Origin of the sequence: Agrilactobacillus composti DSM 18527 = JCM 14202, from assembly GCF_001436375.1 — a bacterium.
GTDB classification, from domain to species: Bacteria; Bacillota; Bacilli; order Lactobacillales; family Lactobacillaceae; genus Agrilactobacillus; species Agrilactobacillus composti.
This window is the reverse complement of sequence record NZ_AZGA01000084.1, coordinates 125,183-138,605: the sequence shown is the minus strand read 5'-3', so window position 1 is coordinate 138,605 and position 13,423 is coordinate 125,183. Positions and strand designations below refer to the sequence as shown.

Below are 13,423 nucleotides of genomic sequence, written 5' to 3'. Positions count from 1 at the left end.
GAATTGTACGCCCTTTGTAAAGATTACGTATAATTTTCGTAAAATATTAAGAAATATTAACTTCGCAAAAAAGGCCAGGGTTTTACCCCTAGACCTTTAAGTAACGTCGCATTGAAATCATCGCGCCAATAGCACCAATCAGCATGCCAACTGATAACAGCACCAAGTCGATCAACACCAAAAATTGCCCTGGGCTGGCCAAAGTATAACCAAAATTGACTAACTCAGTTGCTGTCCGTTGATAGACCCAATGATAGCCAATGTCAATCAGCACCATTGGCAATAGGGATCCTAATAGCCCCGTCCAAGCCCCTTCCAGAAAAAAAGGCCAACGAATATAGGCATTAGTGGCCCCCACTAGCCGCATTACACCGATTTCGGCTTCCCGGGACATAATGGTTATGCGGATAGTATTTGAAATTAGAAAAATAGCCACCAACAACAGTAACAACATCAAGCCACTGGCCCATAGGCGAATGGTCCCCATGACTTGAAATAATTGCTTGGTCTGATTACCCCCGTAATTGGCGGTTGCCACATAGGGGAGCTGTCTGGCTGTTTTAGCCACCGTAATGGTTTGCGTTGGCTGCTTGGCCGTGACTATATAGACATCATTCAAAGGATTCTCATCCCCAGCAAATAACCCAAAAGCCTGGCCGTAGTGGCCGACGACTTGTTTAAGTTCTTGATTACGGCTGGCGTAGGTCACTGTCTTGACAGCAGACATATCAGTCAGTTTGGTTTTTAAAGCCGTTTTTTGCTTGGGTGTCGTTCCCCGTTCAATCAAAACCCGGACCCGCACATCATTTTCAATTTGATTCGATAAGCGATTCACATTTAAAATCAAGGCTAAAAAAATCCCTAATAACATCAATGTCACTGCCACCGCGCTAATGGCCGCAAAGGACATCCATCCATTACGCTTTAAACTTTTAAAGCTGTCTTTAACATGACGCTTAATGACGTATCCCGGCATAGTGATAGGCTCCTTTAGCTTGATCCCGCACAATTTGGCCAGCCACGATTTCCACAACCCGGTGGGGCCGACGATCCACCAACTCGTGATTATGCGTGGCCATGATTACAGTAGACCCCTGGCGGTGAATGGCCTCAAAAATATTAATAATCCCCGCTGCTGTCTCAGGATCCAAATTACCAGTAGGTTCATCGGCGATCACAATGCTGGGCCGATTCACAATTGCCCTGGCAATCGCCACCCGTTGCTGTTCACCACCGGATAGTTCACTAGGAAAACGATGCCGCAAATTAGCTAGGCCCATTTCTTTAAGCACTTCTAAAACCCGACGTCGGATCAGCGCCGGTTTTTTTTCGGTGACTGCCATGGCATAAGCAACATTTTCAAATACAGTCAGTTTAGGTAGTAGTTTAAAATCTTGAAAAACAATCCCCAACTCCCGGCGCAAATAAGGTACCCCTTTGGCCTTCATTTTCGTCAGGTCAAATTGATTGACCCAAATAATACCTTTACTGGGTAGCAGTTGGCGGTAAAGCAATTGAATCAATGTGGACTTGCCTGCCCCACTGGGCCCAACAATGTACACAAACTCTCCTTGTTGTATCGTTAAATTGATATTCTCCAAAACAGTCTTTCTTTGAAATTTCTTAGAAACATCCACGAACTGAATCATGTGCTTGATCCCCTAACTTGGATTTTGCTGCTTTAAGTCCCACTGTAAATAAGCGTAAATAAATGGATCTAAATCGCCGTCCATCACGGCTTGACCATTACCGGTTTCATAATTGGTACGATGGTCTTTGACCATGGTATAAGGATGAAAAACATAGGATCTAATCTGTGAACCCCAGCCAATATCTAACTGTTCACCCTTGATAGCGGCTTCTTGGGCCTTTTTTTCTGCGACTTCTTTTTGATAGAGTTTCGCCTTTAACATATTCATCGCGGTATCTCTATTTTGAAACTGAGAACGTTGCGCCTGCGAACTGACCACGATTCCTGTGGGGATGTGGGTCAAGCGCACTGCCGAAGAGGTCTTATTAATATGTTGGCCACCAGCGCCACTGGATCTAAAAACATCCATTTTGACGTCTTCTGGGCGAACTTCAATATCAATAGAGTCATCTAACTCAGGCATTACATCCACGGACGCAAAAGAAGTGTGCCGGCGACCCGCAGCATCAAACGGTGATATCCGTACCAAGCGATGAATACCCTTTTCAGAGCGCAATAGGCCATAAGCATTGTGGCCTTTGATCATCAAAGATACACTCTTAATGCCAGCCTCATCCCCAGCCTGATAGTCTTCAGTCTCCACCGTAAAATTGTGTTGTTGCGCCCAACGGGTATACATCCGCAATAACATAGATCCCCAGTCTTGAGATTCTGTGCCGCCAGCCCCAGGATGAATTTCTAAAATCGCATTATTTTGATCATATTTTTGATTCAACAACAAAGCCAATTCATATTGCTGCATTTGTTGTTGTAGTTTAGTCAAACCTGTCTCAAATTCTTTTTTCATATCTGGGTCGGGTTCTTCTTGAATCAATTCCAAATTGACCATCAGATCTTCATACTGGCTTTGCAATGATTTAAAATCATCTAGCTTCGATTTAGAAGTATTGGTTTCATCAATCAATTTTTGAGCAGCAGTTTGATCGTTCCAAAAATCCGGTTGAGCCATTTTGGCTTCGTTAATCGCGACGACTTCTTCTAGGCGATCGAGGTCAAAGTGACCCCCTAAATTGCTTTATTTTTGATGCAATTGTTTCTAGACTATGTCTAGCTTCACTAATTTCCATATTTCCATAACTCCTTTTGCTATTTAAATCAAACAAAGGGCCAGATAACTACTTCCGTCATCGGCCCTTTGTCCTTGTTAATTCCTTAAAATAAGCCGTGATGACAACGCTTGGCAATCTTTCTTGGTAACTAACGTCTAATATTTTGACGAATTTCAGCTTTCATGAATAGGCGGGTGACGTCGTAGTCAATATCTGAAATCATTTCTTCGAACATTCTAAACCCTTCTTCTTGGTACTCAACCAAAGGATTCATCTGCCCGTAACCTCTTAAACCAATTGACTGCCGCAGACGATCCATGGCATCAATATGATCGGTCCAATGCTCATCCACAACCCGCAGGATAACAACTTTTTCGAATTCCAACAGTTGCGTTGGATCCGTCAATAATTTAGTCTTAGTTGCAAAATTATCATCGGCAATTTTATTTAACAACGCCGTTAATTCGGCCACCGTACGATTATCTAATTGAGCCCGTTTAAAGTTAGCATCATTAGTCAAGGAGTTGATGACAAAGTCATATAAGGCATCCAGATTCCAATCTTTAGGTGTTTCGCCTTGCGTAAACAAATCAATTTGATGGCCGATAGTCCGTTTGACCATTGGCATTAAGATATGTCCTAAATCCTTAGTTTCTTGAATCACTTCAAACCGTTCTTTATAGATAACTTCCCGCTGTTCGCGCATCACGTCGTCATATTGCAAAGTCTGCTTACGGGTATCATAGTTGTTCCCTTCAACCCGCTTTTGAGCAGACTCCACTTGTCTTGAAATCATGCGACTTTGAATCACGGCATCATCGTCATCGATCCGCATTCTTTCAAGGAATGCCTTGATTCGATCTGAACCAAACCGCTTCATTAAGTCATCTTCTAAGGACATATAGAAAATGGTTTCACCAGGATCACCCTGCCGGCCAGAACGGCCCCGAAGCTGGTTATCGATCCGGCGCGACTCATGCCGTTCAGTCCCTAACACACACAAACCGCCAACTTCACGTACACCAGGACCTAATTTAATATCAGTCCCACGACCGGCCATGTTGGTGGCGATGGTAACAGCACCCTTTTGACCGGCATTCATGATGATTTCAGCTTCTTTAAAGTGATTCTTGGCATTTAAGACAGCATGGGGAATACCCGCTTCGTCTAATAAATGAGATAGACGTTCAGAAGATTCAACGGCAACGGTCCCCACCAAAACTGGTTGGCCCTTGGTATGGCGTTCTTTGATATCTTCAATAACAGCTTTAAATTTACTATCAATCGTTGGATATAACACATCCGAACGGTCTACCCGAATAACTGGTTTGTTAGTTGGAATCCCAATACATTCCATGTTATAAATTTCGCGAAATTCTTCTTCTTCTGTTTTGGCAGTCCCGGTCATCCCAGATAACTTGTCATACATTCTGAAGTAGTTCTGATACGTGATATTGGCCATGGTTTTACTTTCATCTTGGATTTCAACGCCTTCTTTGGCTTCAATCGCTTGATGTAAACCATCGGAATAACGCCGACCTTCCATGACCCGCCCAGTAAATTGATCAACGATCATAACTTGGCCATCTTGAACCACATAGTCAATATCATGCAACATAATAAAATTAGCCCGCAGTGCTTGATCCAAATGGTGGGTCAAAGCCATGTTATCAGTATCATATAAGTTACTGAGGCCAAAATTTTTCTCAGCTTTTTTAATCCCTTGTTCTGATAAACTGATGGTCTTAGTTGGCCAGTCAATTTTAAAATCATCGTCTTCTTTTAAGGTTTTGACAAAACGATCAGCACGGATATATAAGGCAGTCGATTTTTCAGCCTGCCCAGAAATAATCAAAGGTGTCCGGGCTTCATCAATTAAGATGGAATCCACTTCATCCACGATGGCATAGCGTAATGGCCGTTGTACCATTTCTTCTTTATAAACCACCATGTTGTCCCGCAAATAATCAAATCCGAGTTCACTATTTGTGGAATACGTAATATCACAATTGTAGGCTTCCCGTTTTTGCTCGGCACTTTTTTCATTCAAGTTCAAGCCAACACTCAAGCCTAACCAATTGTACAACTCGCCCATTTCTGTGGCATCCCGCGAAGATAGGTATTCATTGACGGTAACCACATGAACCCCTTTACCTTCTAGGGCATTCAAATAAACTGGCATGGTAGCTGTTAAAGTCTTACCTTCACCAGTTTTCATTTCAGCGATATTACCTTCATGTAAAGTAATGCCCCCAATAATTTGAACTCTAAATGGGAATAGCCCTAAAACACGTTTAGCACCTTCCCGACAGGTTGCAAAGGCTTCAGGTAAAACATCATCTAAACTTTCGCCATCTTCTTGCACGCGTTTTTTTAGTTCTGGTGTTTTAGCTTTCAAGGCTTCATCGGAAAGCTGCGCATATTCATCTTCATAACTAATTACTTTGTCAGCAATTTTATCCATGCGATTGACTTCACGTTTATCATTTTCAACCCAGGATTTTAGAAAGTTTGCCATTAAATAGTTCCCTTCTTGAAAAGTACATGTTATATACATTCATCATATTCGTATTTTCATAACCGAATCCATTAAATTTTAGCATATTGCCCCGTAAAATAAAACCGTCAAAACCTAGCACGGTGATTAATTTACCTTATATTCGCTTGTGTTCACACAAAAAAGACCGCTTTGGCGGTCTTAATATTAACATCTATTACGTTTTAATTACAATTATTCATCTGTTTCGATCAAACCATAACGGCCATCACGACGACGATAAACAATGCTTGTGCCATTGGTTTCAGCATCTTCAAAAATGAAGAAATTGTGGCCCAACATATCCATTTGTAAAATGGCTTCTTCCGAATCCATTGGTTTGAGAGAGACACGTTTCGTACGAACAACCTCAAGTTGATCGCTGTCGTCCTCATTATCATTCTTAGGTGCATCTTGCACGCCATTATCTGGACCAGTCAAATCAAAGTTTTTAAGCCCTTTTTCACGGGATTTACGGTTGATTTTGGTCTTGTATTTACGAATCTGACGTTCAAGTTTATCAGTAACCAAATCAACACTTGCGTATAAATCTGGAGATGTTTCTTCAGCCCTTAAAACTAGGAAAGGCAGCGGAATTGTAACTTCCACCTTAGCTGTCTTGTCTGGATAAACCTTTAAATTAATATGTGCAATTGAATCAGGTACATCCTCGAAGTACTTGTTCAATTTACTAATTTTCTTCTCCACATAATTGCGGATTGCCTCAGTTACCTCAATATTTTCACCACGAACATTGTATGTTAGCATAGAATGTCTCTCCTTTCAGAGAAAATTATTCTCTCTAGGAAAACAAATTACGGACCACTCGTAAATTGTTTTCTTCTATACTCTAATTATAGCTAAAAGCGCTTTAATTAACAATGATTCCGTGTCTTTTTATGCCCGAACCAAGCAAAAAGTTTTTAAATCCCCGCTAAATCCCGCATTCCGCAGACAAGTTCGGCCATGCATCAACGTCCGCCCAGTTGTATAAATATCGTCTAAGAGAATGATTTCTTGAATGCCCTTGAGCTGCCGACGTCCGCCAGTGAAGGTTAAAAATTGCGGTGTGTTCAATCTAGCCTCCCGGGATTTTTGTGCCTGGGGTTGCGGCGTTTCAGCCTTGGTTAATAAAGATACCAAAGGCACCACACCGCTAAATAAACCCACCACCGGATCAAATCCCCGTTTTTCGAAATGACTAGGTGCGCTGGGAATAAAAGTGAATAACTGTTTTGGTTGGGGTTTTAAAGCAGCTTGTAATGGTGCTTGAAAACTATCTGCCAAGCGATAATCCCCATTGCCTTTATATTGTTGAAAAAAAGCTTGCATTTCGTGATTATAATAAAAGATAGCTTTATTTTCGAGCGTCTCATTTGGCCATAACTGTTGCCAGGCCTGACACTGTGTACAAACTGCGCCTTTAGTATCTAAGCGTTGGCAAATAGGGCAAATATTATCCTTGGGTATCCGTTGAAAAGTCTCCAAGCACACTGAACACAATCTAAGGGGCTGTAAGGGACGGAAACTTAAGATATCAGCCACTGTTAAAGTAGCTTCGATTGGGCCATGGCACCACCGGCAATTCATCAATTGTCCTCCTGGGCATTCATATACTTAATTTGCCGACAGCATGTCTGGATAGCCTTGGTATAGTGTTCATAAAAGAAGCTTACCTGGCCATTGGCAAATTTAGCATCCCGACCGGCCCGACCAGCAATCTGAACTAAAGCCGCCGCATTAAAAACCGCTGCATCGGCTTGCAGCACATAAACATCGATATTACTGAACGTCACGCCCCGCTCTAAGATCGTCGTCGTTAAAAGCAGTTGTACCTGTTTTTGGCGAAAAGCCGTAATTTTAGCCTGCCGCTGTTCGTCACCAGCATAAACTGCCGCGATCTTAACGGTTAAATTCACTTGGCATATTTTTGCCAGTTCAGCTAGTTGCGCGATCCGGGGTAAAAAGACTAGTACCTGGCGCTTACGCTCGAGGCTTTGGCGAACCTGACGCCAAAATGCTTTAGGTAGATGGCCCTGTGCTATTTTGGCCGCCAACTGATAGTGCTGTCTTAGTTTAGGCAAAGGCAACAGCCGGCCATGAAAGCGCCGGGTTAAGTAGCTGGTTTGCAGTTCTTGGCGTCGACTTTGCTGTTGGAGCTGTTTAGTAGGTGTGGCCGTCAAGTTCACAATACCATGGCCAGATTTAAGTGCTTGTTCGGCAGCAAAATTCAAACTTTGGTTGCCCACAAAGGGAAAAGCATCAACTTCATCAATAATCAACAAATCAAAAGCACGGTAAAAACGCAGCAGTTGATGCGTCGTGCTCACAGTGAGCTGTGTATAGGCATAGGGTGCATTTTGCTGGCCGTGCAGCAATTGCATACTGGTATTGGCAAAAGCTTGTTGTAGACGTGGAAATAGCTCATTACACACATCTATTCTAGGACTTGCCAGTCCAATGCGATCCCCTTGGGCTAAAGCTGCAGCCAATAGGGGAAATAACATCTCCGTTTTCCCGGCCCCGGTCACCGCCCACAGCAATTGAGCTCGCTGTTGGCCATAACCAGCAATTAAATCCGCGGAAACTTTAGCCTGGCCCGGTGTCAAGCTCCCGGACCAAGTCAAGATTGGCGTATTGACGACAAAATCATTGGGTTCAGGTAAGTGGTATAATTTTTGTTCAGAGGTTATTCGCCCCAACGGCAGACATTCGGGGCAATAATAGTTGCCCTTTGGCAATTGAACGGCGCTTTTGCTATGCTTATAACTACAACGTTGACACGTCACCGTGTGTCCTTGACAAAACATAGCCGGTTCATTTGGCAAAGTGGCCAGTATGGCGGCAGAAAAACCCAGCTGCCCTAATTCATTGGTCGTCAACCGCCGACCGTATAACAATTCATTCATTAAGCATCACCTTATTTAAATTACGTCAGGAGGCAGCATGATTGCTTAACAACTATCGCACCATCCAAAAAAACGGCGTTCACGAATTGGAAATCAAAAAATCCCGCTTCATCACCAATATGGCGCGGATCCAAACAGAATCAGAAGCCAAAGCATTTCTCGATCAAATCAAAAAAGAACATTATAAAGCAACCCACCACTGCAGTGCCTATATGATTGGCCCAAAGGATGATATTCAAAGAGCCAATGATGATGGCGAGCCTTCGGGAACTGCCGGCTTACCCATGCTCGAAAGCTTAAAACTCATGAAATTACAAAACGTCATTGCAGTGACGACCCGTTATTTTGGCGGTATCAAACTGGGAACTGGTGGCCTAATTCGGGCCTATAGCAATTCCGTTTCTGAAGCGGCCCATGCCATTGGGATCGTCCGGGGGACTTTGCAGCGTTTATTACAATTTCACTTAGCTTATCATCAAGTCGATTTTGTGTTGAACTACTTCAAGGATAGTCAATACGACCTTGAAGATACGCAATATGGTGCTGACGTGGCCGTCAGTACTTACATCGATACGGGGGATTTAGAAAAAGTAAAGGCCGATTTAATCGAACTGCTCAGTGGCCAGGTGGCCTTTACCGTTGGGCCTGAACGTTACCGTGAAGTTTTAGTGACAGCTGAATCCTAGCCAAAATAAAAACGATAGATTTAAGCAAAAAATCGCTTAAGTCTATCGTTTCTTTATTTATCTTGAGGTTTATGCCCTGTTTTGTCTACGGACTCACCCCGGGCCAAAGTCTTAACTGCCCGCTCAATTCGGCGTATCAAAGGCCGGCGTCCATCTCCAAGCAAGCCAATGGATTCAATGAATAACTCCAGGCCAATCAAGACAAAGATGGTCAGTAAAATATTGCCCCATAGTGAGGATAAAGGATAAAGCAAAGAGATAAAGGCAAAAATCAAGGCTAAGCCATAAATGACTAATACCGTTTGCCGGTGGGATAAGCCCATCCCCATTAAAACATGGTGTAAATGATGTTTATCCGCTTGCGAAATTGGTTTTTTATTTAAGAGTCGGCGTAAAATTGCGTAAACTGTATCGGTAATGGGTACCCCGAGAATGATCACTGGAATCAATAGGGTAACAAAAGTGACGTTCTTTAAGCCCTTTAACGAAAAGACGGCAATCATAAAACCAATAAAAAGTGCGCCGGTATCGCCTAGGAATATCTTAGCGGGATGAAAATTATGGGGTAAGAATCCAAGTAAAGCAGCAACTAATGCGAAAATCCAAATTGAAACATAAACATTTGGAATCGTTAAGAAAAAGTAACCCACGATTCCCATGGTAAACAAGCCAATAATTGAGACCCCTGTGGCTAAACCATCTAAACCATCAATTAAATTCACCGCATTGGTAATAGCTAAAATCCAAAAAACCGTGATCGGCAAACTTAACCAGCCCAACTGAATGGCCCCAAAAAATGGTAGCACAATTTGGTTCATGCGAATACCTGCTAAGAAATAGATAATTAACGACGCTAAAAAGATACCGCCCATCTTCTGATGGGGTTTGAGCTCTTTAATATCGTCGATCATCCCTGTTAGAATAATGACAACTTCAGCTAAAAAGACTGAAAATAATTCATGTGTCGGAAATTGAATCCGCAATAACACGAAGGTCGAAAAAGTAAACGCCACAAAAATACCCAATCCCCCCATAGTAGGCATGGGCTTGGTATTCACCCGGCGCGCATTTGGCTTATCCACTGCCCCCAAAACAAAGGCCATTTTACGGACGAATGGCGTAATGGCAGCAGCAATGATCATAGTTAACACTAATTTAACGATTACGGAAAACATACTAGACATCTCAAACCAACTTTCTTTATCTAGCACAATTATACAAATCGTGCCTAGACAAAACAATAGCAATCACCTTTAAGAATATCACGCCAATTAAAAAATCGAAACAAAATTTTGATTTTGTCTCGATTCTTGTCAGTCTATAGCCGATCAATGTTATAAGTGCCTATTTATGCTCAGGCCATTGCGCCTAAGTCATGCTTGATTACTTCGCATACTCAATCGTCCGAGTTTCTCGGATGACTGTGATCTTAACATGTCCAGGATATTGTAATTCTTGTTCGATTCGATCCCGAATATCTTTGGCTAATATGACAGTCTGATCATCGGTGACTTCTTTAGGTTGGACAATAACCCGAACTTCCCGACCAGCTTGAATAGCAAAAGAATGATCCACGCCTTCAAAGCTGTTGGTAATTTCTTCAAGTTTGTTTAACCGATGCAAATAATTTTCTAATGACTCCGAACGCGCACCAGGACGTGCTGCAGAAATAGCATCTGCGGCTGCCACCAGTACGGCAATAATACTTGTTGGTTCCACATCGCCATGGTGTGAGGCGATGGTATTGACGACAGTTTCTGATTCCTTGTATTTATTGGCGATTTCAACCCCAATTTCCACGTGGGAACCATCAACTTCATGATCTAATGCTTTACCGATATCGTGTAATAATCCTGCGCGTTTTGCTAAAGAAACATCTGCGCCAAGTTCAGCGGCTAATACACCAGCCAACTTAGCAACTTCAATTGAGTGGTTCAAAACATTTTGGCCATAACTTGTTCTAAAGTTTAGGCGACCAATGATTTTAATTAGATCTGGATGAATCCCATGAATACCTAAATCAAAAACGGCTTGTTCCCCAATTTCGCGGATACGATTATCCATTTCTTTTCTAGACTTATCCACCATCTCTTCAATTCGAGCCGGATGAATCCGACCGTCTTGAATTAACTTCTCCAAGGCCATTCGGGCAATTTCCCGACGAATCGGGTCAAAGCCACTTAATACAACGGCCTCTGGGGTATCATCAATAATTAAGTCAATCCCAGTTAACGTTTCTAAAGTGCGAATATTACGGCCTTCACGCCCAATAATCCGACCCTTCATATCATCGCTTGGTAGGGTGACAACTGTCACCGTTGTCTCAGAAACCACATCAGCGGCACTACGTTGAATAGCTTCGGCAATTAAATCCCGAGCCTTTCGATCAGCTGATTCATGGGCTTCTTCAACGCTAGCCTTAATCATTTGTGCCCGTTCATGAGTTAAATCGTCTTTTGTTTCAGACAAAATAACGTCTCGAGCATCTTCGCGAGATAATGAAGCGATTCGTTCCAGTTCAGCTTGCTGTTTAACAAGTGTGGCAGAAATTTCTTTGTGCTCATCATCGAGCTGTTGTCGCTTTTGGTTAAGCTTGTTTTCACGCTCATCTAAAGATCGTTCTTTTTTATCCAAAGAATCATCCTTGCGATCCAACGTCTCTTCACGCTGAATAACACGATGTTCTTGTTTCTGAACTTCACTGCGGCGCTGTTTTAGCTCTTCTTCTTGGCTCTGGCGGTATTGATGTGCCTGATCCTTTGCCTCTAAGATAGCTTCTTTCTTTGCCGTTCCAGCTTCTTTTTTTGCTGCTTTAATAATCCCCGCAGCTGTCTGATTTGCTTCATCTAGCTCTTTTGCATGTTCATGCTTTTGCAGAACATACCCAACTAACACACCAACAACTAGCATGACGATTGCGAGGATTATTAGAATCCAAAGATCCATTATTTCACCTCCGCATCATCAAAATTAACGAAAAATCGAAAAATTTAAAAGATGTTTTTATTGATTATTAACACAACAATAATTCTATATTTTGCTTCATATGATGTCAAATTTATTTCAATGTAAAAACATTGAAATATTTAGGTTCTAAAAAAAGAAGCTGGTACAACGTCATGAATTGCACCAACTTCTAATTATGATTCTAATTAAACTTCAGAGCATAAGTTACAAGATAATGACATTAATTTCAGCTTAGGCCTTATCATCAGATGTATCAAAGATATCAACTTCTGCTTCTTTAGCATCCGTTTTAGCTTTGGCATCCGTTTTATCAGCCTTAGCTGGGGTGTCTTTAGCCTTGGTCGCTGTTTTAGCTTCTGTGGCTTTCGTATCTTTGTCTGATTTAGTACCCTTAGCATCTTTAGTATCCTTGGTGTCTTTTTGGTCATCTTTGGCCGCATCACCATCCATACCATAAGCGGTCCGTACTTTTTTGCGGACTTCAGCTTCAATATCTGGATGTTCACTTAAATAAAGTTTAGCATTCTCACGACCTTGGCCAATCCGTTCTTCCCCATAAGAATACCAAGAACCACTCTTCTTGATAATATCTTTGTCTGAGGCCATATCCACCAACTCACCAGTCCGGGAAATCCCTTTACCATACATAATATCGACTTCAGCAAGTTTGAATGGTGGCGCCACTTTATTCTTGACCACTTTAATCTTGGTCCGATTCCCGATAATGTCAGAACCGTTCTTAATTTGTTCAGACCGTCTGACCTCTAAACGAATCGTGGCATAAAACTTCAGTGCGCGACCACCAGGTGTGGTTTCTGGACTCCCAAACATAACGCCGACTTTTTCCCGAATTTGATTAATAAAAATCGCGATTGTCTTCGTTTTATTGATCGTGCCAGATAACTTACGTAGTGCCTGAGACATCAAACGGGCTTGCAAACCCACATGGGCATCACCCATTTCACCTTCAATTTCAGCCCGGGGAACTAAGGCTGCCACAGAATCTACGACAACCAAGTCAATCGCCCCACTGGAAACTAAGGCATCCGCAATTTCCAGGCCTTGTTCACCAGTATCTGGCTGGGATAATAATAAATCATCAATATTGACCCCTAGGTTAGTGGCATAAGCTGGATCCATGGCATTTTCGGCATCAATATAAGCCGCCGTACCGCCTTGTCGTTGCACTTCGGCAACCGCGTGGAGCGCAACGGTCGTTTTACCAGAACTTTCAGGTCCATATATTTCAACAATACGTCCTCTAGGATAACCACCAACCCCTAAAGCTTCATCTAAAGCCAAAGAGCCGGAGGAAATCGTGGAGATTTGCGTATCAACTTTATCACCCATGCGCATAATAGCGCCTTTACCATAATTCTTTTCAATCTTTTTAAGCGCGGTTGCCAGCGCTTCTTTACGTTCATCTTTAGCCATTCGTGCCCTGCTTTCTAAAACGTATACAAATGTGATCAAGTGTGATCATATCCGGTCTATGGTATTACTTCATATTTTAGACCGTTAAGTGACGTTTTTAGTTGATTTCGTAAACGCCGATATTCCCCCGT

The 13,423-nt window shown here is 42.4% G+C and carries 11 protein-coding genes; 1 reads left to right on the top strand and 10 read right to left on the bottom strand.

What is annotated here, in order from left to right; genetic code table 11:
- Positions 1-88: 88 nt before the first annotated feature.
- The 7 genes from ftsX to FC83_RS14140 all read right to left on the bottom strand — a co-directional run bounded on the left by ftsX (position 89) and on the right by FC83_RS14140 (position 8,205).
- Positions 89-976 carry a permease-like cell division protein FtsX gene (ftsX, locus tag FC83_RS14170; protein ID WP_035454713.1) on the bottom strand — a complete coding sequence of 296 codons (888 nt, stop codon included), beginning with the start codon at positions 974-976 and terminating at the stop codon, positions 89-91.
- Positions 957-1,649 (bottom strand): cell division ATP-binding protein FtsE, encoded by a 693-nt coding sequence (gene ftsE, locus FC83_RS14165; RefSeq protein WP_057002915.1) that lies wholly within the window; start codon positions 1,647-1,649, stop codon positions 957-959. The genes ftsX and ftsE overlap by 20 nt, the downstream gene beginning before the upstream one ends.
- Positions 1,650-1,661: 12 nt before the next feature.
- A protein-coding gene (gene prfB, locus FC83_RS14160) for a peptide chain release factor 2 (protein ID WP_200868867.1) occupies positions 1,662-2,778 on the bottom strand; the annotation gives its coding sequence in 2 pieces (ribosomal slippage) (positions 1,662-2,705 and positions 2,707-2,778; 1,116 coding nt in all).
- A 130-nt stretch (positions 2,779-2,908) separates the two neighbouring features.
- Positions 2,909-5,278 (bottom strand): preprotein translocase subunit SecA, encoded by a 2,370-nt coding sequence (gene secA, locus FC83_RS14155; protein WP_057002914.1) that lies wholly within the window; start codon positions 5,276-5,278, stop codon positions 2,909-2,911.
- A gap of 213 nt (positions 5,279-5,491) precedes the next feature.
- Positions 5,492-6,064, bottom strand: a complete 573-nt coding sequence (gene hpf / locus FC83_RS14150; protein WP_035454709.1) for a ribosome hibernation-promoting factor, HPF/YfiA family — start codon at positions 6,062-6,064, stop codon at positions 5,492-5,494.
- Between the two features lie 129 nt (positions 6,065-6,193).
- Complete coding sequence (locus tag FC83_RS17340; protein WP_052004887.1) at positions 6,194-6,886, bottom strand: ComF family protein; 693 nt, start codon at positions 6,884-6,886, stop codon at positions 6,194-6,196.
- On the bottom strand, positions 6,886-8,205 hold the full coding sequence (locus FC83_RS14140; RefSeq protein WP_035454707.1) for a helicase-related protein: 1,320 nt from the start codon (positions 8,203-8,205) through the stop codon (positions 6,886-6,888). Before FC83_RS14140 ends, FC83_RS17340 begins: the two co-directional genes overlap by 1 nt.
- A gap of 41 nt (positions 8,206-8,246) precedes the next feature.
- Between FC83_RS14140 and FC83_RS14135 the strand changes: the two genes are divergently transcribed.
- The gene (locus FC83_RS14135) at positions 8,247-8,891 is read left to right on the top strand and encodes a YigZ family protein (protein WP_057002913.1); all 645 of its coding nucleotides are present in this window, start codon (positions 8,247-8,249) and stop codon (positions 8,889-8,891) included.
- A gap of 53 nt (positions 8,892-8,944) precedes the next feature.
- Here FC83_RS14135 and FC83_RS14130 read toward each other — a convergent pair whose 3' ends face one another.
- From FC83_RS14130 to recA, 3 genes are all read right to left on the bottom strand, one after another.
- Entirely contained in the window at positions 8,945-10,066 is a 1,122-nt protein-coding gene (locus FC83_RS14130; RefSeq protein ID WP_057002912.1) for a glycosyltransferase family 4 protein, read from the bottom strand.
- A gap of 208 nt (positions 10,067-10,274) precedes the next feature.
- Positions 10,275-11,837: a ribonuclease Y gene (gene rny / locus FC83_RS14125; RefSeq protein ID WP_035454705.1), complete on the bottom strand. Its 1,563-nt coding sequence runs from the start codon at positions 11,835-11,837 to the stop codon at positions 10,275-10,277.
- A 252-nt stretch (positions 11,838-12,089) separates the two neighbouring features.
- Positions 12,090-13,292 (bottom strand): recombinase RecA, encoded by a 1,203-nt coding sequence (gene recA, locus FC83_RS14120; RefSeq protein ID WP_035454704.1) that lies wholly within the window; start codon positions 13,290-13,292, stop codon positions 12,090-12,092.
- Positions 13,293-13,423 lie beyond the last annotated feature (131 nt).